The organism is Brevibacillus migulae, assembly GCF_004521915.1.
Classification (GTDB): Bacteria; Bacillota; Bacilli; order Brevibacillales; family Brevibacillaceae; genus Brevibacillus_F; species Brevibacillus_F migulae.
This window is the reverse complement of the sequence record NZ_SDKD01000004.1, coordinates 36,802-60,219: the sequence shown is the minus strand read 5'-3', so window position 1 is coordinate 60,219 and position 23,418 is coordinate 36,802. Positions and strand designations below refer to the sequence as shown.

Annotated in this window: 26 protein-coding genes; 12 read left to right on the top strand and 14 right to left on the bottom strand. The window is 43.9% G+C overall.

Going from position 1 to position 23,418, the window contains the following annotated elements; translation table 11 throughout:
- The first annotated feature begins 154 nt into the window (after positions 1–154).
- Positions 155–331 carry a hypothetical protein gene (locus EIZ37_RS25860; protein ID WP_167568689.1) on the top strand — a complete coding sequence of 59 codons (177 nt, stop codon included), beginning with the start codon at positions 155–157 and terminating at the stop codon, positions 329–331.
- Here the strand turns inward: EIZ37_RS25860 and cysI are convergent.
- The 5 genes from cysI to EIZ37_RS05795 all read right to left on the bottom strand — a co-directional run bounded on the left by cysI (position 322) and on the right by EIZ37_RS05795 (position 7,004).
- A complete protein-coding gene (gene cysI, locus EIZ37_RS05815) occupies positions 322–2,043 on the bottom strand; it encodes an assimilatory sulfite reductase (NADPH) hemoprotein subunit (protein WP_134683640.1) in 1,722 nt (573 codons plus the stop codon). The genes EIZ37_RS25860 and cysI overlap by 10 nt on opposite strands.
- 34 nt (positions 2,044–2,077) lie before the next feature.
- Positions 2,078–3,880 (bottom strand): assimilatory sulfite reductase (NADPH) flavoprotein subunit, encoded by a 1,803-nt coding sequence (locus EIZ37_RS05810; protein ID WP_134683639.1) that lies wholly within the window; start codon positions 3,878–3,880, stop codon positions 2,078–2,080.
- Between the two features lie 330 nt (positions 3,881–4,210).
- Positions 4,211–4,912 (bottom strand): DUF2294 domain-containing protein, encoded by a 702-nt coding sequence (locus tag EIZ37_RS05805; protein ID WP_235827897.1) that lies wholly within the window; start codon positions 4,910–4,912, stop codon positions 4,211–4,213.
- A 460-nt stretch (positions 4,913–5,372) separates the two neighbouring features.
- Positions 5,373–6,191: an STAS domain-containing protein gene (locus EIZ37_RS05800; RefSeq protein WP_134683638.1), complete on the bottom strand. Its 819-nt coding sequence runs from the start codon at positions 6,189–6,191 to the stop codon at positions 5,373–5,375.
- Between the two features lie 117 nt (positions 6,192–6,308).
- Positions 6,309–7,004 (bottom strand): Na-translocating system protein MpsC family protein, encoded by a 696-nt coding sequence (locus tag EIZ37_RS05795; RefSeq protein ID WP_235827896.1) that lies wholly within the window; start codon positions 7,002–7,004, stop codon positions 6,309–6,311.
- A 734-nt stretch (positions 7,005–7,738) separates the two neighbouring features.
- Between EIZ37_RS05795 and EIZ37_RS05790 the strand changes: the two genes are divergently transcribed.
- Positions 7,739–8,218, top strand: a complete 480-nt coding sequence (locus tag EIZ37_RS05790) for a hypothetical protein (RefSeq protein WP_134683637.1) — start codon at positions 7,739–7,741, stop codon at positions 8,216–8,218.
- 157 nt (positions 8,219–8,375) lie between these two features.
- Here EIZ37_RS05790 and EIZ37_RS05785 read toward each other — a convergent pair whose 3' ends face one another.
- Entirely contained in the window at positions 8,376–8,738 is a 363-nt protein-coding gene (locus EIZ37_RS05785; protein ID WP_134683832.1) for a winged helix-turn-helix transcriptional regulator, read from the bottom strand.
- Positions 8,739–8,876: 138 nt separating this feature from the next.
- Here EIZ37_RS05785 and EIZ37_RS26315 point away from each other — a divergent pair, with 138 nt between their 5' ends.
- From EIZ37_RS26315 to EIZ37_RS05775, 3 genes are read left to right on the top strand one after another with little or no spacing between them, the layout of a single operon-like run.
- The gene (locus tag EIZ37_RS26315) at positions 8,877–9,158 is read left to right on the top strand and encodes a hypothetical protein (protein ID WP_235827895.1); all 282 of its coding nucleotides are present in this window, start codon (positions 8,877–8,879) and stop codon (positions 9,156–9,158) included.
- On the top strand, positions 9,092–9,748 hold the full coding sequence (locus EIZ37_RS05780; RefSeq protein WP_235827894.1) for an alpha/beta fold hydrolase: 657 nt from the start codon (positions 9,092–9,094) through the stop codon (positions 9,746–9,748). The genes EIZ37_RS26315 and EIZ37_RS05780 overlap by 67 nt, the downstream gene beginning before the upstream one ends.
- 14 nt (positions 9,749–9,762) lie before the next feature.
- Complete coding sequence (locus EIZ37_RS05775) at positions 9,763–10,299, top strand: dihydrofolate reductase family protein (protein WP_134683636.1); 537 nt, start codon at positions 9,763–9,765, stop codon at positions 10,297–10,299.
- Between the two features lie 251 nt (positions 10,300–10,550).
- On the opposite strand, the gene EIZ37_RS05770 is transcribed toward EIZ37_RS05775, so the two are convergent.
- Entirely contained in the window at positions 10,551–11,189 is a 639-nt protein-coding gene (locus EIZ37_RS05770; protein ID WP_134683635.1) for a TetR/AcrR family transcriptional regulator, read from the bottom strand.
- Between the two features lie 170 nt (positions 11,190–11,359).
- On the opposite strand from EIZ37_RS05770, the gene EIZ37_RS05765 reads away from it, so the two are divergent.
- The 4 genes from EIZ37_RS05765 (at position 11,360) to EIZ37_RS05750 (ending at position 15,258) form a co-directional block, all read left to right on the top strand.
- Entirely contained in the window at positions 11,360–12,172 is an 813-nt protein-coding gene (locus tag EIZ37_RS05765) for an SDR family oxidoreductase (RefSeq protein ID WP_134683634.1), read from the top strand.
- A gap of 180 nt (positions 12,173–12,352) precedes the next feature.
- Complete coding sequence (locus EIZ37_RS05760; protein WP_134683633.1) at positions 12,353–12,643, top strand: ArsR/SmtB family transcription factor; 291 nt, start codon at positions 12,353–12,355, stop codon at positions 12,641–12,643.
- Positions 12,644–12,722: 79 nt separating this feature from the next.
- Positions 12,723–13,904, top strand: a complete 1,182-nt coding sequence (locus EIZ37_RS05755; RefSeq protein WP_134683632.1) for an MFS transporter — start codon at positions 12,723–12,725, stop codon at positions 13,902–13,904.
- Between the two features lie 19 nt (positions 13,905–13,923).
- Entirely contained in the window at positions 13,924–15,258 is a 1,335-nt protein-coding gene (locus EIZ37_RS05750) for an ISL3 family transposase (protein WP_134683631.1), read from the top strand.
- A 37-nt stretch (positions 15,259–15,295) separates the two neighbouring features.
- On the opposite strand, the gene EIZ37_RS05745 is transcribed toward EIZ37_RS05750, so the two are convergent.
- From EIZ37_RS05745 to EIZ37_RS26515, 3 genes are read right to left on the bottom strand one after another with little or no spacing between them, the layout of a single operon-like run.
- Positions 15,296–16,189 (bottom strand): RNA polymerase sigma-70 factor, encoded by an 894-nt coding sequence (locus EIZ37_RS05745; protein ID WP_134683831.1) that lies wholly within the window; start codon positions 16,187–16,189, stop codon positions 15,296–15,298.
- Between the two features lie 38 nt (positions 16,190–16,227).
- Positions 16,228–17,169: an FAD-dependent oxidoreductase gene (locus tag EIZ37_RS05740; protein WP_134683630.1), complete on the bottom strand. Its 942-nt coding sequence runs from the start codon at positions 17,167–17,169 to the stop codon at positions 16,228–16,230.
- Entirely contained in the window at positions 17,166–17,525 is a 360-nt protein-coding gene (locus tag EIZ37_RS26515) for an FAD-dependent oxidoreductase (protein WP_167568687.1), read from the bottom strand. The genes EIZ37_RS05740 and EIZ37_RS26515 overlap by 4 nt, the downstream gene beginning before the upstream one ends.
- Before the next feature lie 517 nt (positions 17,526–18,042).
- Between EIZ37_RS26515 and EIZ37_RS05730 the strand changes: the two genes are divergently transcribed.
- Positions 18,043–18,441: a hypothetical protein gene (locus EIZ37_RS05730; RefSeq protein WP_134683628.1), complete on the top strand. Its 399-nt coding sequence runs from the start codon at positions 18,043–18,045 to the stop codon at positions 18,439–18,441.
- On the opposite strand, the gene EIZ37_RS05725 is transcribed toward EIZ37_RS05730, so the two are convergent.
- From EIZ37_RS05725 to EIZ37_RS05710, 4 genes are all read right to left on the bottom strand, one after another.
- Positions 18,404–19,696 (bottom strand): M48 family metalloprotease, encoded by a 1,293-nt coding sequence (locus EIZ37_RS05725; protein ID WP_134683627.1) that lies wholly within the window; start codon positions 19,694–19,696, stop codon positions 18,404–18,406. The genes EIZ37_RS05730 and EIZ37_RS05725 overlap by 38 nt on opposite strands.
- Before the next feature lie 39 nt (positions 19,697–19,735).
- A complete protein-coding gene (locus EIZ37_RS05720; RefSeq protein WP_134683626.1) occupies positions 19,736–20,233 on the bottom strand; it encodes a toll/interleukin-1 receptor domain-containing protein in 498 nt (165 codons plus the stop codon).
- 87 nt (positions 20,234–20,320) lie between these two features.
- A complete protein-coding gene (locus tag EIZ37_RS05715; protein WP_134683625.1) occupies positions 20,321–21,259 on the bottom strand; it encodes a caspase family protein in 939 nt (312 codons plus the stop codon).
- Positions 21,260–21,271: 12 nt separating this feature from the next.
- Positions 21,272–21,685, bottom strand: coding sequence for a TIR domain-containing protein (locus EIZ37_RS05710; protein WP_134683624.1), 414 nt, complete (start codon positions 21,683–21,685; stop codon positions 21,272–21,274).
- A gap of 501 nt (positions 21,686–22,186) precedes the next feature.
- On the opposite strand from EIZ37_RS05710, the gene EIZ37_RS05705 reads away from it, so the two are divergent.
- Together EIZ37_RS05705 and EIZ37_RS05700 are read left to right on the top strand one after the other, a co-directional pair.
- On the top strand, positions 22,187–22,483 hold the full coding sequence (locus tag EIZ37_RS05705; RefSeq protein ID WP_134683623.1) for a hypothetical protein: 297 nt from the start codon (positions 22,187–22,189) through the stop codon (positions 22,481–22,483).
- A gap of 81 nt (positions 22,484–22,564) precedes the next feature.
- The gene (locus EIZ37_RS05700; protein WP_134683622.1) at positions 22,565–23,272 is read left to right on the top strand and encodes a toll/interleukin-1 receptor domain-containing protein; all 708 of its coding nucleotides are present in this window, start codon (positions 22,565–22,567) and stop codon (positions 23,270–23,272) included.
- The last annotated feature ends 146 nt before the right edge of the window (positions 23,273–23,418 follow it).

The window sequence follows — 23,418 nt, the reverse complement described above, 5'->3', positions numbered from 1 at the left end:
ACCACCCTGTATTCTTATCCTTCTACAAGGAATTCCTTCCTATTAGCAAACAGAGTCAGTAGATTTCGACCATGTGTGTATAAAGAACCGTTGAGAATCGGCAACGAAAGGATGGAGAAGGAACCTGCATGTCCTAAAAGGTATGCAGGGTTCCATGATTTACCGCAACCTGTATCGAATCAGCTTGCATGCAGACGGGGAACTGCCAGCTGCACCTCAAAATCCTACTTTTCTGGAAGAGTGTATGGCTGCTCCGGACAGCGAACCGAATGAAAAAGGCCATCCGGAGGGGATGACCTTCTCTCTATCTTCTATATCAAACTACTCGTGAAAATCGAGTCCCGAACGAACTTCTTTCACATACCCCGCGCGAATGACGAAATCACCGAAATGTTCGCCTTCCTGACGTTCCTTGGCATACCGGTTCAAGATCGGCCGCAGCTCCTCCAGGATTTCTGCCTCGCCGATGTTTTCACGGTACAGCTTGTTCAAGCGATTTCCCGCGAAGCCGCCGCCCAAATACATGTTGTATTTGCCGACCGCTTTCCCGATAAACGCAATCTCCGCCAATGCTGGTCGGGCGCAGCCATTTGGACATCCTGTCATCCGGATGACGATCTCCTCTTCGCGCAGACCCGCCTCATCCAAGATCAACTCGATCTTATCCAGCAGCGTAGGCAGGTAACGTTCCGACTCCGCCATCGCCAGTCCGCAAGTCGGCAAAGCCACACAGGCCATCGAGTTTCTCCGCAGCGCGGAATAGGCGGTTCCATCGTTTAGCCCGTATGCTTGAATGAGTTGTTCGATTTCCTGCTTCTTCTCACTGGTTACATTCCCGATGATGAGGTTCTGATTCGGCGTCAGGCGGAAATCCCCCGTATGCACTTTGGCAATTTCCCGTAAGCCTGTCATCAGGGGGTAATTATCCTCGTCCTTCACTCGGCCATTTTGGATAAACACCGTATAATGCCACTGATCGTTGCTTCCTTTCACCCAGCCGTAGCGATCGCCATTATGATCGAAATGGTAAGGACGCGTTTCCTGCAGCTTCCAGCCCAGACGCTGCTCGAGCTCATCGATGAACCATTCGATGCCGCGGTCATCAATCGTATATTTGAATCGGGCATGCTTCCTCACTGCGCGATCTCCGTAGTCTCTCTGGATCGTGACCGTCTTCTCGGCGACATCCACGATTTGCTCCGGCGTGATGAAGCCAATCACCCGTCCCACCTGAGGATAGGTCTTCGGATCGCCGTGGCTCATTCCCATTCCGCCGCCAACGGCTACATTGAAGCCCAATAGCCGTCCGCCCTCATGGATGGCAATGAACCCCAAGTCCTGGGAGAAGACGTCTACTTCATTGGCAGGCGGTACCGCGATGCCGATCTTGAACTTGCGCGGCAGATAGACAGGCCCGTAGATCGGTTCTTCCTCGATCCCGTCCCGGCTGTCGACAACCTTCTCTTCGTCCAGCCAGATTTCATGATAGGCACGGGTCCGGGGATCAAGATGATTGCTTACTTTTTTAGCCCATTCATAAACCTCTTCATGGACTTCCGACTGATACGGATTCGGGTTGCACATGACGTTGCGGTTCACGTCCCCGCAAGCAGCCAGTGTGGATAGCAAGGCTTCGTTTACTTCCTGGATCACACTCTTCATATTCCACTTGATCACGCCGTGCAGCTGGAACGATTGACGGGTCGTCAGGCGGATCGTCCCATTGGCCAATTGCTGGGCGATGCGGTCGATCGTGAGCCATTGCTCCGGCGTGACGATCCCCCCGGCTGCCCGCACACGCACCATGAATTGATAGGCCGGCTCCAGCTTCTGTTTATTCCGTTCATTGCGGAGATCCCGGTCATCCTGCATGTAGCTTCCATGGAATTTCATCAATCGGTTATCGTCCTCGGGGATGGACCCCGTAATCCGGTCTTCCAGTGTCTCCGCCAAGCTTCCCCGCAGGTAATTGCTTCGTTTTTTAATCTCCTCTACATCGCTGTGAGGAGCACTGTTTGGCGAAAGCAAATGATTTTCGGACATGCTTCTATCTCCTCTCGCTTTTCTTTATCTGAACTCAGTAGACATCTCGTTGGTAACGTTTTTCCTGCTGCATCCGTTTCAAATACTCAACCGCTTCCTCCGCGCCAAGTCCGCCCTCTTGCTGGAGGATGGTGACCAGTGCAGCGTGAACGTCGTGCGCCATTCTCTTCTCGTCTCCGCATACGTATACGTGTGCCCCGTCCTGCAGCCATAGGTAGAGCTCCTTGCTCTTCTCCAGCATCCGGTGCTGGACGTACACTTTTTGCGCCGTATCACGAGAGAAGGCGACATCCATGCGTGTCAGGACACCCTCTTTGAGCCAACGCTGCCATTCGGTCTGGTAGAGGAAGTCCGTGGAGAAATGCTGATCGCCGTAGAATAGCCACGTCTTGCCGCTCGCCCCAGTCTCCTGACGTTCTCCCAGGAAGGAGCGGAACGGAGCGACACCGGTACCCGGCCCGATCATGATCAGCGGTGTGTCCGGGTTCTGTGGAAGCTTAAAGTTCGGGTTGTGCTGGACAAATACCGGCAGCGTATCCCCCGCTTCCAGACGATCGGCGACATAGCTCGAACAGACGCCGTACCGCTCACGTCCATGCGCCTCATATTGCACCTTGCGAATGGTCAGATGCACCTCGTCCGGGTAGGCTTTCAAGCTGCTGGAAATCGAATAGAGACGAGGCGGCAGCTTTCTGAGGATGGAAACGAATTCTTTTGCAGATACACCTTTTAGACCGTAGTCTTGCACCAGATCCAGCAAATCCCGATTACGGATATACTCCCGAAGCTCCTGCTCCCGTCCTTCTGCAAGCAACGGCTGTAGCCCGTTTCCGGTAGCAAGCTTCACCGCTTGTTCCAGGAGGGGCTTTGTCAGAACCGTGATCTCATAATGGCTAGCAAGCGCCTCTTCTAAAGGCCGCTCTTCTCCGTTCTTATTGACCGGTACGAGCTCTTCCGGTTTCCAGCCCATCGCTTCGATCAGTTCTTGGACGAGGCGGGGATGATTCTGGGGATAGACTCCCAGACAGTCACCTGGTTCATAGTAGAGATTGGATCCCTCCAAGGAGAGTTCCAAGTGACGAGTTTCCCGATCCGACCCGCGTCCGTTCAGATTCAAGTTTTCGAGCACTGTAGCTTGAAACGGATTGGCGCGTGAATATTCAGTCTCCGTACCACTTGCGATCGCCGAGCCTCCGACGCTTGCAGGAACCTGTGAGGCCGACGCTTCACTGAGGCTAGCCAGGACTTGATTCATCCACTCTGTAGCTGACTCTTCGAAATCTACATCACAATCGACACGCGGAGTTAGACGCTTGCCGCCAAGATCTTCCAGCCGCTTGTCGAAGTCCTTTCCGGTCTGACAGAAAAATTCATACGAGGTATCTCCCAGAGCCAGTACGGAGAAACGCAGCCCCTCCAATTGCGGCGCTCTTTTGCTGTGCAGGAATTCATGGAATGAGAGAGCGTTGTCCGGCGGCTCGCCTTCCCCGTGTGTACTGACCACGAGAGCCAAGTTTTGCACCTTTTTCAACGTATTCGTTTTAAAGTCGCTCATGGAGGAGAGCGCTACCTGGAAGCCCTGCTCCTGGAGCTTTCCGGACAGCTTCTTGGCCAGCTTTTGGCTGTTTCCGGATTGGGAACCGAAAAGCACCGTCACCTCTTTGGAAATGACTGGCGCAGCTTGTGGCGCAGCGGCCACCGGTGTTTCCGTTTTGGCAAGAGCCGCCAGATATCCGCTCAGCCAAACCTTTTGCACCTCTGTCAGCGTGGGCAAGAGCCGATTCAGGAGCTCCACTTGTTCCTGACTGAAAGGACTGTCTGTCACCTTAAGTACCAACGATATGCACCTCGCACAGGACAAATTATTCCGAGTAATTTGATCAACTTAGTTTTTTATAACTATCTCACAAATAGGCGAATACGAGCAATTAGCATCAGTTATGCCAATCATAAGGAATGCTTATAGATGATGGCATTTAGAAAACTTGGCTTCGCCAAGCCTTTGGCGGAGCATTAGTTGCACTTATATAGACAAGAATTTTTATAAATTCTTGTCTACCAAAAAACCCGGTCCCCCAAAATGGAACCGGGCTGGTGTACACGGAAAAGACATTGAATCTATCCACCTGATGGGTTTAGCTCGATTGCTTGGATTTTTACGGTACTCTCATATTTTCGGGCGCAAAATAAAGACAATTACGCTCCGATCCCGTTGAAAATCCCAATCGACAAACACATCATCAATATTCGTGTTTAATATTGTTTGGAAACGATTGTTATTCCGCAAATACCGTTTTTCGAGATTGTTTACGGCTTGTCTTACCTTTTCTTCCCCTCCAAGTCGAATCAATTCCGTACTTAAGTCGATAAGGATGCCGCTTCTTACAACCAGAAGTGTTCTTTTATTGATTATGTAGGAATATAGGTGGTCCGGTCTTTTTTGGACCTGTTGGCTGATATTTTCGATCTCATGATGAAGTTCCTCTTTTCCTTCATACCTCTCCTGTAGTCCGAATACCAATCTGGACTCATCTGATTGCCGCCCTACGAAAATACCCGAGTGATTATGTAATTCCCAATCATAATAAAACTCCGAAATGTCCATTCCTGTTAATCGCAGCAAATACGCCTTCATTTCAGGAATTAACGACTTCATCACCAAGTCTCTTGTTGTTTGTATATGGCTGATCTGCCCCTGCTTCAGGAGTATTTTTTCCATGGGCGTCACAAAGTTTCGCAAATAAATGACAATAAAAGGGTGATGGATACTTACATAGATGGATTGTGGACCTTTCCCAAAAGCGTCTCTGAGCAATTTTCCGATATGGCTTGCAATTTCATTCTGGAAATGGGGTTCATAAATTGTCAATAAAATTCATCCTCAGTCTAGGTAAACACACGCGGTTTTACCTTAATTGATAGGATTACACCATTGTACATCCTCCGAAACGATTCCATTCGCATTCATCTTAGCTTGTATGCGAAGGAAGCCTACCAACTACCATGACCTCCTAGATTGATAATTGATGCCTTGTCGAACAACAAGGAAACGTCCATTTACTCGAACAAATAAAAAAAGCCTAAATAAAAGTTTGCCAAAGCAACTTTTATTTAGGCTTATGTCCAGCGCTATCTCTGGTTCATTACTGCCAACTGTAAATAATGAAATACATTTGTGGTTTTCCCACACGTTATTACGTAAGGCAAAAGCAATCATATCCCATGCCCAAACCTATTTTATCATTTTATTCAAATTAAGCAAGATGAAAACGGTAGGTTAATACGTTCCACAACGTATGGCTTACCGCAGTGCTATAAGGGAATACAGGCTATTTGACATATTCCGCAAATGCTTGCTGTAATGTCCCTCTCGTCTCTACCTTTTCATGTAACGAAATGCCTAATTCCAGTATGGCTTTCGTGATTTCAGGGCGGATTCCGGTGATAACCGCTTTGCATCCCTGGAGAGCAACTCCGTTCACAAAAGTAAACAGATGGGGCACAATCGCCGTATCGATGTTGGTAACGCTTGATAAGTCCATAATGATGGTTTGTATTTTCAACTGATAAATCCGGAGTAAAACATGTTCCTGTATTTTCTTAGCCCGGAGCGTGTCCAAGGTTCCGACAATCGGGAGTAAGGCTACATGATCGGAAAGGGGAATAACAGGTACAGATAGATCCGCAATCACTTCACGTTGGGATTGGAGAACCTCATTTTTATACATGGAATAGCTGGATGCAAAATGTTTCAAGTAAGTGTCAAGATTGAAGTTCACTTGATGCTCCAGTTGAAAAAACTCAAATCGGCTTAGTTCGATATTTTTATAGTAATGAAAGAGAAACTCCCAATATGTGATACGCAACATTTGAATCCATTCGAGCTTGATCAGCAAGTCCAGATTATTCCTTGCCCATCTCTCCCCGTGTTCCTTCGCATGCATAATCAAGCCGTGTTCATTTCTTTCGTTAAGCAAAAGCACCACTTTGCGCGTCGGTGTAAGGATGAATTCAAGGTCGATCTTCTCTGGGCCCTCCATTTTTTGGATAAACTTTCTCCCTTGCAAGGTAAGCAATTCGTAGAATGCATCTTGATTCGCAGTATAGAATTGGAGAAAATCCTGATTTTCTGTGTACTCCAGCTTCAAATCAACCACTCCTGTTTGACATGATCCTAAAAAATAAATAAAGCCTAAATAAAAGTTGCCATTCACAACTTTTACTTAGGCTTATGTCCAGCTTCCTCTCTGGCTCATTGCTGCCAACTATTGACTCGGGTTTAACACAAAAACGAAAACGCTTTTATCCAGCTGAAAGTCCCAGTCCGCAAAAACATCAATAATTTTCGTATGTAAAATACGTTCAAAATGATAATTGTTATGCAGATGCCTTTTTTCCAAATTCCGTTTGGCCAGTTTCAAAGTTTCCTCATTTCCCAGCCGAATCAATTCTTTTTCGATCCGGATCAAGATACCATTTCGGATCACTAAAAGTGTCCGGTCATTGATCATGCAAGAGTATAAGTCTTCCGGAACTTTTTCTACCTGATGACTGATATTGCTGATTTCCTGGTGAAGTTCTTCTTTTCCGAAGTACCCTTCTTGTCGGATGGTTTCCAAGTTGCCTTCATCGGATTCGATCCCTACGAAGACTCCGGAGTGATTATGCAATCCCCAGTCGTAGTAAAATTCCCGAAGATTCATTCCCGCAACCAGTGACGTATATGCTTTCATTTCTGGGATGAGCGACTTCATCAGCAAGTCTCTTGTCTGCATAATCGAAAAAACTTGATCTTGCTCAAGAAGGATCTTTTCTGTCGGCGACAATAAACCCCGCATGTAAAACACGACAAATGGCCGTCGGATGCTTACATGAATATACTGAGGCCCTTTCCCAAACGCTTCTCGAAGCAACCTTCCCGCATGGCTGGCCATTTCCAATTGGATCGCTTTTTCATCCAACAACGATCATCCTTACATGTTAGGCAAAAGCGTCCTGTCTCTCGCCCATTTTATTGTACTATACTCTCCGCTCCAATCAACCTGTCTGTCCACGTTCTCCTTTTCCATTTTGCCTTGTGTTGCTATGACTTATGCATGATCTGAGGAGAGAGGCAGGATTCAGGACTGGTAAGCCTCGCTAGTAAAGACAACCCTTTAGACTAAGCAATTGGACACTTACACATACTTTTAGTAATCAATCAAAAAACAGGGGAAATCATCCTACATGGTACTAGTTGTATTCTCATCCTTAACTTGGTTGGTCATGATGTTGTCCATCATGCTTCCGTCAGTACTCAAGAAAGAGGAGAAGGCATTCTTATTTTGCGTCATTGTCCTGTTCATTTGTAATGGCTCCTGGATTTTCATTGAAGAGTTAAAATTCATTGAGCTTGCTTCTCCACTGGCCAATTACTTTTCTTTTCTGCTTTTTCGTACCGTCATCATTCCATTTTCCATCATGATGGGTCTGAGTGTGTGGCTTTCCCCGATCTCTTTCTTCAAGAAAAAAAGAGTGACTATCATCCTTTATTGCTTTCTATTCCTGGTTGAATGGGCAAGTATCAAACTCCATGTTTACTATTATCAAAAATGGAACTACCTCTACTCCATGTTCTTTTACTTTTTTGTACAAATCATATCCTACTTCCTATTACGTTGGTTTCGACAATTTACTTGTAAAGAGGAGTAACTTCATGGTCTTTTTCAGCGACAATTATCTCGCAAAAGAATCCATTTTTATTTACTGCTTACTTCTTTTGGGATTCTCAACGTTACTGCTTCCAAAGAAATTCCCAAGGAAGATTACCTTTCTGTTATTCCTTTTGGGTTACACCGTAGACACCATTTACGACTATTCCATCGGTGGCCATAAGCTGAATTTTTATGATACGTTCCATATCCCCAGGTATACGTTGATGGATTTGCTAATGTATCTGTCCTTCGCCCCGTTTCCCTATCTGTTTATTTATTTGTATGAGCATTTTCAATTCCGCAGGTACCGGACCGTTCTTTATACGATTGGATGGTCTTTTTTTGCGGTTTGCCTGGAAGGAGTCGCTACCTATGTGGGGGCCCTTACTTATAAAAACGGCTATCAGCTGTATTACTCGTTTCCGATTTATTTGTTTACCCAGAGCTTTACCCTCTTCTATTATCACTGGTTGAGGAGATAGTCGGGCATCGTTTTCTAAGATACGGCTCCCCGCCTGTCTGTAACCGCAAGTTTAAAGGCCATCCTTGTTAGGATGGCCCTTTCTTTGTTCAAACCATAACTTTCCCGAACTCCGCATAACTATTTTTACACCTTCTAGCCACAGCCTCACAAAATAATCACACCAACTTTTCTGTTTCTTGCCCCATCTCGTTCGGCTCTTTCCGCAGATAGGAGCCGTATTCCTGCGTCCACGTCCACATGGCGGCAAAAATGGGCTGCAGACCTTGCCCAGACTCTGTCAGCTCATATTCGACATGCAACGGTACACCAGGATAAATCGTACGAGTGACGATTCCCTTCTCCTCTAACAGCCGCAAGCGGTCTGTCAGCGTTTTCGGACTAATCGGTTGCAGCTTGCGGCGTAATTCCCCGAAACGTCGGGTCCCGTTAAAGAGTTCAAACAAGAGAAGAAGCGTCCATTTTCCATCCAAGATCTCGAGGATCGGTTCAACGGTGCCAGGACAGGATCGATCCATCATCATGATCACCCCATAGTTCATTTTTTGAAACTATTGCACAAAAATGTAACTACTTTTCAAATGTACCACAGCTCCATTACGATGTGAATCAAGAGGAGGAAAAAGATGACAAAGGGTAGCAGAAAGGAGGAACTTTCTTTGAAAAGACCGTTTGCAATAGATCCGACGGAGTACCCGTTCACCGATCGTTGGCTGCCTTACCGGGACGGTTACATCCATTACCTCGATGAAGGGCAGGGACAGCCGGTTCTTCTTTTACACGGCAACCCTACATGGTCATATCTTTACCGAAATGTGATCAAAGAGCTTCGCGGGGAATTCCGTCTGATCGCTCAGATTACCCCGGATTCGGTATGTCGAAAGCACCTGACGGCTACCGCTTTACGCCGCAAGAGCAATCAGAAGCCGTTCATGATCTGATTCGCCGTTTGGATCTAAAGGATTTTATTTTGGTCGTTCAGGATTGGGGAGGTCCGATCGGCCTGAACTACGCGGTACGGCACCGGGATAACTTGCGAGGCATCGTCGTGATGAATACGTGGGCTTGGCCAGCGGAAATTTTGCCGATGAAATTGTTCTCGATCGCCATGGGGGGCTGGCCCGTCGGGTATTGGCTTCAGACACGGCGCAATTTTTTCGCCAAAGTCATTGTTCCCCACGGGATATACCATGCCGAAAAAGTCACGGAAGGCTTGCGCAACGCTTATACCGCCCCGTTCCCGACCCCGAAATCCAGGATCCCGACATGGATATTTCCCAGGCAGATCCGCAAGGCACGAACATGGCTCGCGAATATGGAATCGCAGTTGTCGAATTTATCTGATTTGCCTGCGCATATTTTGTGGGGGACGAAAGACAGTGCCGGCTTCCCGCTCGAACAGATGGCCAAATGGCAAAAATACTTGCCGTTGAACGAAACCGAGATCCTGGAAGATGCCTCACACTATGTGCAAGAGGATCGTCCGGATCGGATAGCAGCATCCATCCGAAGAATACAGAGTAGAACATGAGGAGGAGTATTACGATGAAAACGATTTTATGGGCAACATTAACCGCTAACGGCAACTATGCCCAATCCAGCCCGGAAAACCCGCCGAAAAAAGAAGCGTTGGACGACTTCGCCACACACGCGAAAGCTGCTGGAAATTTCATTGTCGGACGCAGAACGTTTGAGGAAATGCTAGACCCCAGCAGAGTCTCCCAGGAGGAACAGGTAAACGCAGACGGCCCTTTCACGGGGATAGACATTGTTGTGATGTCCACGAGTATCCAGGACATCCCCGGCGTAACGGTTGTGAGATCGCCTCAGGAAGCCTTGAACTACTTACAGCAAAAAGGCCATCAAACCGCTCTCATTAGCGGCGGCGCGGATATTCACAATTCGTTTTTAAGCCAAGGACTTGTAGACGAAGTGATTTTCAATGTTGCCCCTGTGTTGGAAGGTAAAGGATTAAATCTTTTAATTGACAAAGATAATTACCGACATAAACATGTGCAATTGCTAGACTGCAAGCCCCTCGGCGGTGACGTCGTTCAACTGCGCTATGCGATTGACCGGTAGAAGAGTTTGAATTTCATGAATGCTACTTTTTCCCATGAAGTACTTGTCCCAGCACCAAGACCCTTAGGAGACGTGCAGATGAGCTCCTCCCCTCGAAAATTATCTTCACTTAGATACGGTTTACCTTAAAGGCTATCACAATCAAAAAATGAGAAAGGAGTTTACCGCGGAAGCTCCTTTCTTTTTTCATTAGAATTGCGCCCTACTATTGATCGCGTATAACCCAAATATTTTTCATTTCATGATCATCATTAGGAGATCGTTTGTAAAATTTGTGCGATTTCACTTTCAATCATATGATCATCTATGTCATCTAGGTATTCCGGTTTAATCAATTGAAATTTTTTCAATGTGTAAAAATCAATGAGTGCTTGTTTTAAAGTGAGATCATACTGTATGGAAAACAAAGGGTCCATAATGCGTCTCAGTACAGCATCATCTTGAATCATAAATAGCGCAGCGTTCATTCGATGAAAAACCCCCTGCACCATGCCGGACTCAAAAAATGCCTGTAAATTCTTATTCCGATGGTACTGCGCAACTGTAAGTTTATCAAATAAGTGCGGATATGATTCTTTGAGATCTTGTAAAAACAGATCGGATACATAAATGACGCATTTCAACGACTGTTCATAAATCTTCTGAAACCGCTCGAAAAAGGAGTAAGAATCGTCGTTTACGAAAGTATCGGCCTCTTGCAAGTATTCAATATAATGCTCCACAACTGCATGGATGATCTCATCTTTAGATGAAAAATGCTTGTATAACGTCACTTTACTGATATCCATATACTTTGCGATATCATCGATTTTGAGTTGGCTGAATTTCACTCTCCTTAAGACAGGTTTAATTTTCTCGATATATTGATCTGCGCTGACAGCTTTTCTCATAGACAAGTGCCCCCTTTGCTATCTACTCGTAATAGTATACACAATCGTAATCAGAGTAAACGTTTCATACAAAATGAATTAACTTAACTATTTTTATTAATTTAGTTTACTTTGTAATTTTATTGGGATATAATCCTCCTGTAACCATTTAAAGCAAGGGAGGTAACAAGATGAAAACCATTTTAATAACGGGCGCGTCCTCCGGGATAGGAAGAGCAGCTGCAATGTACTTTTCGGAGCAAGGATGGAATGTTATTGCTTCCATGCGCTCTCCAGAGAAGGAAACAGATTTGAACCATAAGGAACGTGTACTGGTCACGAAATTGGATGTCGTGGAAAAAGAAACGATAGTGGAAGCCATCTCAAAAGGCATCGAGCATTTCGGCAAAATTGACGTTTTACTTAACAATGCCGGATATGCGGCGATTGGCGCTCTCGAAGCTGCGAACGATCTTCAGATAAAAAAACAATTTGATGTTAATGTATTCGGAGTTATCCATACAACCAAAGCCATTCTTCCTCACTTCAGAGCAAACAAGGAAGGAATGATCATCAACATCTCTTCGGTGGGGGGAAGAGTCGCCTTCCCGCTCCTTTCCCTTTATCATGCGAGCAAATTTGCCATTGAAGGGTTTTCTGAATCGCTATTCTATGAACTGGCCACGCATAATATCAGGGTAAAAGTTGTAGAACCCGGGAACGTAGCCACGGACTTTACAGGAAGATCGTTGGAAATTCTAACGGACGATACGCTGGAAGCTTATAGCGCCTATACCGAAACGGTTGTGAAAAAGCAATTGGAAAGCTTTCAGACGAATGTCTCCTCGCCCGACCAAATCGCTATGACTATTTATAAAGCGGCGACGGATCAAACCGATCGTTTCCGATATCTTACTGGAGAAGACGCCGAATTTTTAATGCGGGCAAGAGAGGAAAATTCGGATGAGCGTTTTATGAGCATGATTTCAGGTATCTTTCGTTAAAGTTTAATAATCTCCATGCACCTCGGTACAATGAAAAAAGGCCTGCATTAGCGGAAATTCACGCTAAGCGGGCCTGGTCATTTTCGTCCCCAACTCATAACATCTCACTTATAAATCGGAGAATATGGTGGAATTTTGCTAAAGACTTGATATGTAGCAACATCTTAGTACAATGGTTTTATGACTACTCAAAAATCATTTAATCATGAGCACAGGGTCAAAATGTTTCAAGCATTAGCTGATGAAACAAGATTGGAAATCATACGAGTTCTATACGCCAATAAGAAGGAGATGAATTGCGGAGAAATTGGGGACATTTGCAATACTTCGAAGTCGAATACTTCGTATCATTTACGTACTTTAAAGGAGGCGAAATTGATAAAGGTACGAAAAGAAGCCCAAACGAAGTATACGAGTATCGACATGGAGACCTTTGAATCTTACTTGCCGGGATTTCTTGATACGTTGTAGAAAGAAATTCTTTTTTTTCTCCATTAGTTCAAAAGTTGTTTTACAACGAAACTAAGATCGATAGGAGAAGATGAATCACATGATTAAGTTAACAGCCTTATTTTTTCTCATCATGTTTGTTATCGGTACAGATACATTTTTGATTTCTCCGCTCATCCCCACTCTTCAGAAATTGTTTCATATCCCGACCGAGTATGCCGGTTGGATGGTCGGGGCATATGCGTTGGGATATGCCATATTTGCTCTGATAGCCGGACCGCTTTCCGATGGATGGGATCGCAAAAAAGTAATGTTTTCCGGCATGGTTTGCTTCTCGGTTTCAACCATTTTATGCGGCTTTGCGACAGGATTTTGGACGATGTTTTTATTCCGTTTTTTAGCAGGAGTCAGCGCAGCATTCACAGCGCCGCAAGTCTGGGCCTCTATACCTGCTCTGTTCCCTGTGGCAAAGACCGCCAAAGTGTCAGGAATCGTAATGGCAGGCTTGGCTGCTTCCCAAGCGTTCGGCATACCGATTGGAGGCTTGCTTGCTGCAACCCATTGGTCTTATCCTTTTTTTACAATCGGTGCATGCTCGTTGTTGGTGGCTATATTCATCTTCTATGCTTTGCCCGAAATGAAACCGAAACAAGACCTAAGAACCAAGCTCCCGATATTTAAAAGATACGCCCCGCTATTGACAAGCCGAATCGCGAGAAGATCTTTCCTGGCTCATTTCTTATTTCAATGTGGATTTTTTGCTGCCTTTTCTTTCATTGGAAAATGGATGACGGACCGCTTTCATCTTTCGGTTGATCAAGTGGGGTACGTAATGTTTTTTCTTGGCCTAGGGAATATCGTGGGAAGCTTCAGCGGTGTTTATGTGATCAAAAAGTTGAATCGTTTCAATACGATGGTTGTGGGCATTCTCGTCTCTATTGCATGTTTTATTGCTTTGCCTCACCTGCCATCGGTTGCGTCTTACGAAGGGGTATACTTTTTCATATTTGCAAACATGGGCATCGTCTTTCCGCTCATCATGGGAATGCTGAATTCATTAAATCCGACAATTCGTGGCACGATCTCTAGCTTGGCCAGTTCGATCATGTACGCTGCGACAACGCTCGGTTCTTGGTTCGCTGGCTTAATTTATGCGACATTTAACGGTTTTTCCGCCGTTGGCATATTTGCGGCTATATGCTTTGCCGGTTCGTTGTTCTCTTTTATAGCAAGTGGTATTTTGACTAATGACTCTAAAACAAAAAAAGATTATGCATCATAAATGCATAGAAGAAATTCAAATGGATTTTTTAAATCTCCCAAAATTCAACATCCTAAGTATTAGTGAGAATGAATTTGATTTTCTTATACAAGTGGTGACGAACTCTCCACCTTCAGCTTGCCCTCATTGTGGATGCAAAGCGAACCTCTACAAGCACGGTAACAGGGAACATGTTTGTATGGATTTACCTATTCACGGTAAGCGTGTAGGGCTTCTCATAAAGCGTCAGAGGTATCGTTGTCGTGAATGCTCTCAGACCTTTTGGGAACGCTTGGACCACATCATTGACGAAAAGCGGAACTGTACAAAGCGATTGTTGTCCTATATAGAGAAGCAAAGCCTTACACGTACATTCGTCAGTATTTCAGAAGACGTGGGGCTAAACGAAAAGACGATCCGCAATATCTTTCACGATTACATGAACCACCTTGAAGAAATATTTCGGTTTGAGACACCGAATTGGCTTGGCATCGATGAAATTCATATCATCAAGCCTCGTTGCGTATTAACCAACATTGAAGAACGAACTTTACTGGACATTCTACCTAATCCCAATAAGGAAACCGTTGTCGGATATCTTTCACGCCTTCCGAACAAAGGGCGAATACAGTATTTCACGATGGGTATGAGGAAACCGTATAAAGAGGCTGTGAAGGCTATATTGCCAAAGGCTACGATCATCGTCGATAAATTTCACGTTGTCCGTATGGCGAACCAAGCGTTAGAAACCATCCGCAAACAGCTAAGAGAGGATTTATCACCAACGGAACGGCGTGGGCTCATGCACGACCGATTTATCCTTCAGAAACGCCATAAAGAGCTTACAGAGATGGAGAAAATAACGCTTGATCTATGGACGAAGAATCACCCCACTCTCGGTATTGCGTATAGCTTGAAGGAATCATTCTTCGATATTTGGGATTGCGATTCAAGACAAAAGGCATTCATCAAATATAACGATTGGAAAGCCAACATACCGAATGAACTCCAATCTGCTTTTGAGCCTCTTATAAAGGCCATAATGAATTGGGACGAGGAGATATTCGCTTACTTCGATCACCGCATTACTAACGATTTTACGGAGTCTCTGAACAGCCTTATCCGTGTCATTAGCCGTTTGGGTAGGGGCTATTCATTCGAGGCCCTGCGAGCCAAAATTCTCTTTACAGAGGGGCTTGAAAAGGATCGTAAGCCTCAAAATCAAAAGCGTATGGATGACTACGAACTCCGAGATAACAACTTCCTGATGTTCGATAATACGCCTCCTGTCCGTGGGGTTCATGAGTGTGGCGAACAGCTTCGTGGTATTGACATTTCCACCTTGATTGAAAAATTGGAGAAGGGCGAATTATAAGCCCTTTTCCACTATAATTTCCGAATACCCTTCTTTTTTATGTGAAATCATTTGACTCATGCACATGTTTCAATTTATCAGGGTTTGAAACAAAGTAGAAATGAATGATGCGGCTATCCCGAAACTTGAATGAAATGACAGCCCACGTTTTTTCATCCCTGTATACAACGATTCCAGGCAGGCCATTAACCATGGCGAAACGGTAAGTAAAGCTTCCAGGCCATTTCCCCAAAAAATTGCTTACACTGTGGGAAATTCGTACGTTCCCGTGAAGAGGCTGCGTCAGTGCCTTTACTTTGCCGCCCCCATCTGTGAAAAGTACCGCGTCAGTCGATAGGAATTTCAAGACTTGGGACGCGTCAGCTGAAGCAAGAGCATGCATGAATTGCTCCACCAAGTTGGTGGTTTTCTCCTGATCCAATCGGTCCAAGTTATCCGGTATAAATTTTCCACCGAGGCTGCGTTTCGCTCGATGAAAGATTTGCCGGCAGTTAGTACTGCTCTTGCCAACGATGTCGGCAATTTCTTCATAATCGTACTGCATCGCCTCGCGCAGCAAGAATACGGCTCGCTCCATATACGATAATTGCTGCAACAACAGCAAGTAAGCGGTCGATACCGATTCTTTCTGTAGGTATGATTGCATCGGATCCGTTTCATCACTTGCTGTTGTCACGAGTGGTTCCGGCAGCCATGTCCCGACGTAGACTTCCCGCTGTTTTCTCGTAGAACGAAGCAGTTCGAGACAGCGGTTCGTAACGATTTTGCACATGTATGCTTTCATATTTTGAATGTGGTCAGAATTGGATTTATATAAGGTTAAAAAGGCTTCCTGGACAATATCCTCCGCATCCATGACACTGCCCAGCATACGGTAAGCAAGGGAGAACAATAGCGGTTTGTATAAGGAATAGAGTTGCTCCGTTTTCATGTTTTCCAAGATGACAGACCCCACTTTCCTCCTGTCACTCACACCAAGATGGTTTCCCGCCCAGACCTACGGACTTCTTCCATATCCTTTAATACACGCCGTGCCGCTCGTCTTCCGCTTGCCGCCGCAGCATCCGCCAAATTTTCTCCATGGGTGGCCCACTCTCCCGCCACGTAAAGCCCCGCAATTTCGGGTACGGCTGGGCCCGGATATCGATCTTCCCTGCCTACGTTCATAAAGTCGTAGGCTACCGCAATATTGGGGAGGTATTGCCTAGCGACGACTTCCTTCCGCCATCCCGGTTGGATCAAGTCCAAAGTTCGTTCGAGGAATTGTTCGTCAGCTTCTGCATCTGTTCCGCCAGTGCCATTGTTTTTGGTAATGTTCACTACCGAAGTGCCATCTTCACTTAGTCGCGTAAATTTCGATTGATTAATGAAGTACACGGGTTGATCAAGACCCAAAACCGCAAAATGATCTGGTGCTGAAAGCTTCTTCAAAGAAAAAGTCAGTCTTGCCGCCTCAATGACACGAGCCTGTTCTTTCCAGCGTAATACCGATTTACTACCCGCATCTCCCAAAAGCCGAGAGGTTACTGCAGGTGGGGTGGCGGCAATCACATGCGTGACGTCCACCTCCTGGCCGTCAGCAAACTTTATTTGTCGAACTGCCCCATCATGTTTGATTTCCGTTACGTTTTTTCCTGTAATCATGGAGACACCTGCTCGAACAGCTTTTTCGTAAAGCTGGTCAACCAATGTTTGCCAGCCATCTTGGATATAGATAATGCTATTCTTTTTGGTCGTGCGCGCTATGGAACGTAGGGCAGGGCCAGCCAATTGGTGATCGATGGCTTGTGCGTACGAATTTGTCCGAAACATTGCATAAATGATATGACGAGTCATCGGATCGCTAAATTGTTGTTCAACCCAGCTCCTCAGACTGATCGCCGGCACTGAATCGGCATCCAATTTTGTCAACGTTTTAAAAACTTCATAAACTCCATCTTACCTGACCATCTCAGTTTTCGAGAGAGCAAAAAATGATACATATGGGTTACCTTATTGTTCCATAGGAAGGATACGTTCGTCCCGGGAGAGCCTCCTTCCATTCTTATACCTAAATCTTGAAAGATGTCATGCAATGCCCCTCCCTTGATTATTGCATGCGAGCCAAGATCGAAGACAGCCCCGTTTTTCTTGACAGATATGGCCCGACCGCCAAGCTGGCTGGACTTCTCGAAAAGGACAACCGACTTACCTGCCTGGGCCAGCTCAATCGATGCCACTAACCCCGCGATGCCTCCACCAATGATTGCCACTTCGAACCGTTTCATCCAACATACCTTCCTTCGTTGTTTATTCATTCATAAACTAAGATGGTGAAGGTTGTGGATCTGTGACATGATTGGTTCATCATTTTTTGGGGAGCCTTCGAAGTTCGGAGATTCATCATGTTAGAAAAGAGAATTTAGAAGAATCCTGCCCAATAGTCAACTATGTAGTAATGCTAAACCGAAGATGATGAAAGTAAGTACAATCCGTCTATACTGCTACTAAGTTGGTGCTTCGAGCTTATCCGTTAGTCTGGCCCGGAAAAGTATGCGGAAGCCCCCTTTTTCTACGACTTTTCTCTCAAGTGTGGCCTACCACACCCCCATGCCAGTCTACGGCTCTTTTGCAGGCTCCATCGCTTAGTAAACAGCTAACCAGCCTTCATGACTTGAGTGATATAATTTGTGGGGATGGTGAAAGAATTGTACATCCCTTTTGGCAGCGACAGGAAGTAGACAAAGAGCCGCTTGGGCAGGAATTGAAGCATCTGGACAAGTAATTAGCAGATATTAAACAAAAATGGGCAAGTTTATGGCGCTGTACGAAAACGATATGCTTAAAGTTGAAATATTGAAAACCAGATTGCAAGAGCTAAGGGAACTGGAACAACGGTTGCAGGTACGGAAAGCAGAAATCGAGAGGAAATTGCATACTGGTGATGCCGCTCCGATACCGTTTGGGGTATTGAAGGGTATTCTGAGAGAGTTTCGGAATGTGTTTAAATGGGCTGATCATGGGAAGCAAAAGCAGCTGGTGCATACGATGGTTAAGAAAATTATAGTGTCGAAGGATCGGAAAATTAAAGAGGTTCAATGGGGTGTACCAATTACTACAAAGTTTAACCCTCTAATTGCTAAAAGTGTGGGCCCGTTCCCACACTTTAAAATTTTTTTAATTTCCAGTCCAAATATTTATTAAACAAAATAGTTACCATATTCATAATAAAGGCAAAAAATATTGTAGGTATCAACAAAGATTTATAAATCGGAAAAATAAAAGTAATACTTGATATGCAAAAAAGCAAAAGTAATGAGATAATAGAAGTGACCCTCAATTTTTCAGCCAGAACCCTTTTTGTACGAAATGCTTTAAACAAGCTTACTATATTCCAAATTACACCCCCCCCTGTAATTATGCCAACGAATGAGAATAAGGACTTGTATTTATCCCCATTAAAAAGAATATTCCATTTTGTTACTACAACATCCAACAAGCTGTTTAATACTAATGGAATAACATACTGCAAACTTTTTACTATAATCATAAAAGTTATCACAACAGCAATCGACTTTAAAATAAATACTAATCTATTACGTTCCCAATCCGGTCTTAAATATTTCCAGTAATAATATAGATTAACCAGTTTATGTCGAAGAATTGTTGGAAGATGAGTATGAAAAAGTACATCCTCAAAAAAATTATAAGAGGTATCTTCTTGTTTATCATATTTAAAAACTTTTATAATACTTCGACTGTTTGTTAAGTCTACAGCCAACTTATCTGCAAACACTTCATCTACAAGCATTCTATAGAAATTGGAAATTATCAATAAATATAATAAAAAAATATATGTTGTAAACACCCAAATCGTAGTAAGCTGGTTTATTGTTAGCAATCGAGCAATTCTACTATGGTTAGCTTTTTCATTGATAACTTCAAAAATCTTGGAATAATAACAAAGAATTAGTTTTTGAATTTCAAAATTAATAAAGTGAATGCTCCAATTTTTTACGTGATACAGTTCATGACAAACAACTGCCATAATAACATCTTTTTTTGCTGAAGATAATAAAGAATCATTTATGATTACAATACCGTACTTTAAATTCCCTAATGCATGTGCATTAGGAATAGCACTTTCACGAATAAAAAAATCCACCCTCTTTTTAATTCCAAGTACGCCTAAATATGATTTAATAGGTTGTTCGTATTCAGGATACTTAATAAAAAGTGGTGTAACCTCCTCTTCAGGGGTAAGTGGTTTGTTTGATTTTTTCATAAAAATAAAAATAAGTGGTAAAAGTACAATTGCTATGCAGAGATAGTTAACAATTTCTAGAACTGTTGTATTCGTTGTAAAGATAATTAATACAGGTAAGATTATTATTTTGGGTAGGAGACTGACAAACCAATTAATAATAAGAAAATACAAAATTGTAATTACTTGATACACTTTATTGATGTGAAAGCCCCCCTCCCAAAAGGTTCCTTACTAGTTTGATTGACCTAATTGTTCTTTTAAACTGCGATGAAATGCTTCAGCATAACTTTTTGGAGCAATTCTATCGAATAGGCCTCTCTCAAACGTTTGTTCATCTAATAATACACTTCTATTTTTCAATAACAGGCTAATATACTGATCTAGATCAGCTCTGGATTTTAATACCGGCCATTTCCACAAGTATTCCGGTATATCTCTTCGTATCAAGAATGATACAAAGCTAGTTATCGGATAATCTTTTTCAGTAGCTAAACCTATTTCAAAAGGAACCCACCATGAAAGTTGTGTTTTATCAGAAAGTACTGCAAGTAAGTGGGAGCACTCACTTAACTTACTTCTTAAATGACTAGTTAGCTGATCTCCACTCAGTTTTAATTGGTTATCCAACACATCTAGGTAATAATCTATACCAAATCTATGGAGATAATTAGCAATTATTACTGCTTGTTCTGAGTCTTCTTGTTTATGAGAAATAAATACTTTCGTCATTTAGGATTCTCCCTAGCAACAGAGTGTGAAAATAGATGAAAAAGAAGTCTTTCTACATCTTTAAAGACCCCCTCCAATTTTTACCAACTATAATTTCCCTTCTTCAGCTAATCTCCAGTATTGATATCCTAAAGCTGTCAACCGACATGTCTTGGAATTTATTGCAGCAAAATACATGTGTTCTTCACCAACGGGTACTACCAGCCCAACAGATACAAATTTTTGGAGGTTCTTAAAAATTTCCACTTTTTCTTCATCTGCAGATGGTTCTGTAAATTCATAAGAAGGATCTAATTGATACTCTTCTTCTGGACTTACAAAATATTCATGTATTTTTCTTAATGTAACTAACGGTATCCGTGGTTCTACTCTTCTCAGAGGAGTAAACCGAGATACATTTGTTTTAAAAATTGGACGTTGTTCCCATGCCCCCAATGCTTCATCTATGTACGAGTAAACACTACTCGAAGTAATATTGCCTCGGAGATCGGCGGCCCCACCTTGTAAAGCATCAATAAGTAGGGAGGTAAAAATACCAGATCCATTTACCTCAATAGCTGACTCAGAGCTTTTGCTTGCTGTTAAAACTGTTAACCCATCACATAGTTGGGCCAATTTTCCCTCACTTAATGCGGGTGAGCCAAAAGCACCTGAATGACAACAATCAAGAATGATTACTTTATCTCTTGCCTTTGATCGATTGGCGAGATTTAAAATCTCATCCATTGAAATTCCTTCATCATATCGTGAATAATCCGTAGTTACGATATAACCTCCTGTCGATTTTATTAACCCATGTCCGGAAAAATAAAACAGTGTTATATCATTATCTCCATCAAAAAGTTTTTCTATAGATTCTCGTAATGTTGCCTTATTTACCGAGTTTGTTATCGTTTTTACACTAAAATTAGGTGAACCATCTCCATTTTTACCCAAAACCGTAGCAATAGATAAAGCATCATTAACACATCCATACAACGGTGCCGTTGGATAGTCATTCAGTCCCACAATCAACGCTTTCCTCATGGTTCTCGACTCCTAACAAAGTGCTTTGATAGCATTGATAATTGAGTTAGATTGCCATTTTACTATTTGGTTGGCATTATCTTTTACTATTTTTGACGTTTTTTCCGATCCCCAAGGTTCAACTGCAATAATTGGTTTTACTTGTGCAAAACCATTTTTTGCAATATCAATTTCTTTGTTAATCCAATTACTATACGTTGAGTAAACTCCAGCAAGGATTATCACTACACTACTTGGACTAATTTGTTTTTTTATGGCATCATATAGCTCTTTATCGTTCTTTGCATTATGAATTGGGTCATCCTTTGGAACAGAATAGTTTTTATAGAGAAATGTAGAATCCTTATTCAAAAGATTGATTAAACCTTCATATGCTTCCGGATATGTCCAGGAATGGCTAATAAATAGGTTATATGTCTTACTCAATTCAAACCCCTCTTCCTCTATTTAGAATTAAAGTAATACTTAGTTCGATAAGAATCGACCATTTTCCTCCATAAAAAACAAAAAAAGGGACGTTTGGCACCACCTTTTCCCTTTTTTATGATATGGATGTCTTAGCTTTTGACAATCAAGCAAAATGGTGTACCTCTTAGCTTTCAAAAGCTTTATTTCAGCTATAGATCAGTTTCTATTACCTCAATATAGTTAAAGTAACACTCCACTTCCTTTTGTAAATTCAAGACTAGTTTGTTCAAAATCCCGTTGCCCTTACTTATGATACGGCTCACCGTGCTGTCTGCAACGGCAAGTTTTTTGTAAAACGCCACTACCATACCTTGCTAATACATTTGCTTTCCGCAGGCAAAAGTCCCCCTCTAGGTACCGCATTGTCATCTAGCATAGACGACTAAGCATACAGCTTGATTTCCAATCAAATCCAAGATACAATGATCAAAGATAGTCAAAGTCAAAGGGGGATTTTACTTGGAGAACTACCATCAGGCAAGTCTTTACTTAGAAACAGTTGCACGGAGAGCACTCGGAGGAGTGGAGAGATTCGTATTAGGTGGGACAATTAACTCGGATTACATTGACGCAGGTGGAGCATTCACGGTGATAGTAGCTGCACTATCCCCATACTACCAAACACACCGCTCCCAAGTTGACCAGTTCATTGAGAAGCATCTTCACCTTGAAGGAAAACACGCCCGCGAAGCTGGAAGTGAGATTCAAGCAGCGGCAAAAGAGCTCTCCTCTCTCCTAGAAACCTTTGGAGTTTAAGCTACAAAGTGACCGGCAGAAAACTATTTTCCTGATTGGAAGTAATATATAACTAGGAAAATCATATTAGGAGGTAAGAACATGGCTAGATGCACAGCTCCAGTAAATGGACATCGCTCAGCGAGTGCCAGAGCTAACTGCCCAGCGTGCGGTAGTAATGGCCGCTATAGTAGCTACAGGTCGTACTCTCCCTCGTCTTACTCGGCCTCGTCTTACTCTTTGTCCCCGAGAAGTGGGGGCAGCCAAAGCAGCGGCGGAAGTTCCGGTCGCAGTATCAAGCCGCGTTGGTCGAGAACAGGTTCGTCCGTGTTGTACACGCCTCAAGAAGTTCGAGCACTTACCCCAGTTCGTACTAGCGTCGAAAACTTGGCAACGCGGTCTGACCTTCGGGACGTCTTCCTCTGCCATGCGTGGGACGACCGGCAGGGGGCTGCCAAGGAGTTGCACGATCTGCTTGAATCACGTGGTGTCTCCGTCTGGTTCAGCGAGAAGGACGTTGGCCTCGGCGTGCCGTTGCTACGCGCCATCGACAAGGGCTTGGCGAACTCCCGAGTTGGAATTGTGCTAGTGACCCCTGCACTGCTGCGCCGCCTTCCAAAAGAGGGCATTGCCGACAAAGAACTTTCAGCACTCCTAGCTCGTGAGCGACTCGTTCCGATTGTGCACGAGACAACGTATGAAGCTCTCCGTGAAGTCAGTCCCTTGCTCGGATCACGAAGCGGCTTGGACACTGCAGAAGAGCCAATGGCTGACGTCGCGGCCAAGCTCGCAGAGCTAGTCGCTCTCTAAGCTCTGTTTACCTACCTGAGCCGCGGCGATAGGGTCTTCTGTCGAGGCAAAAGTGACAAAGCACGTCCACATAAAGGACAGGCATAAAGTCGCTGAAATCAAGCTCAAGTTTGACCCGACAGTCCAAAAGCATTTTTGCCCCTTCC

Bases quoted from the DNA above. Each gene is read 5' to 3' on its own strand.
- EIZ37_RS25860 (WP_167568689.1), top strand. From the start codon at position 155: ATGATTTACCGCAACCTGTATCGAATCAGCTTGCATGCAGACGGGGAA.
- cysI (WP_134683640.1), bottom strand. From the start codon at position 2,043: ATGTCCGAAAATCATTTGCTTTCGCCAAACAGTGCTCCTCACAGCGAT.
- EIZ37_RS05790 (WP_134683637.1), top strand. From the start codon at position 7,739: ATGGTCTTTTTCAGCGACAATTATCTCGCAAAAGAATCCATTTTTATT.
- EIZ37_RS05785 (WP_134683832.1), bottom strand. From the start codon at position 8,738: ATGATGGATCGATCCTGTCCTGGCACCGTTGAACCGATCCTCGAGATC.
- EIZ37_RS05780 (WP_235827894.1), top strand. From the start codon at position 9,092: ATGTCGAAAGCACCTGACGGCTACCGCTTTACGCCGCAAGAGCAATCA.
- EIZ37_RS05775 (WP_134683636.1), top strand. From the start codon at position 9,763: ATGAAAACGATTTTATGGGCAACATTAACCGCTAACGGCAACTATGCC.
- EIZ37_RS05770 (WP_134683635.1), bottom strand. From the start codon at position 11,189: ATGAGAAAAGCTGTCAGCGCAGATCAATATATCGAGAAAATTAAACCT.
- EIZ37_RS05765 (WP_134683634.1), top strand. From the start codon at position 11,360: ATGAAAACCATTTTAATAACGGGCGCGTCCTCCGGGATAGGAAGAGCA.
- EIZ37_RS05760 (WP_134683633.1), top strand. From the start codon at position 12,353: ATGACTACTCAAAAATCATTTAATCATGAGCACAGGGTCAAAATGTTT.
- EIZ37_RS05755 (WP_134683632.1), top strand. From the start codon at position 12,723: ATGATTAAGTTAACAGCCTTATTTTTTCTCATCATGTTTGTTATCGGT.
- EIZ37_RS05750 (WP_134683631.1), top strand. From the start codon at position 13,924: ATGGATTTTTTAAATCTCCCAAAATTCAACATCCTAAGTATTAGTGAG.
- EIZ37_RS05745 (WP_134683831.1), bottom strand. From the start codon at position 16,189: ATGAAAACGGAGCAACTCTATTCCTTATACAAACCGCTATTGTTCTCC.
- EIZ37_RS26515 (WP_167568687.1), bottom strand. From the start codon at position 17,525: ATGAAACGGTTCGAAGTGGCAATCATTGGTGGAGGCATCGCGGGGTTA.
- EIZ37_RS05730 (WP_134683628.1), top strand. From the start codon at position 18,043: ATGGGCAAGTTTATGGCGCTGTACGAAAACGATATGCTTAAAGTTGAA.
- EIZ37_RS05720 (WP_134683626.1), bottom strand. From the start codon at position 20,233: ATGACGAAAGTATTTATTTCTCATAAACAAGAAGACTCAGAACAAGCA.
- EIZ37_RS05715 (WP_134683625.1), bottom strand. From the start codon at position 21,259: ATGAGGAAAGCGTTGATTGTGGGACTGAATGACTATCCAACGGCACCG.
- EIZ37_RS05700 (WP_134683622.1), top strand. From the start codon at position 22,565: ATGGCTAGATGCACAGCTCCAGTAAATGGACATCGCTCAGCGAGTGCC.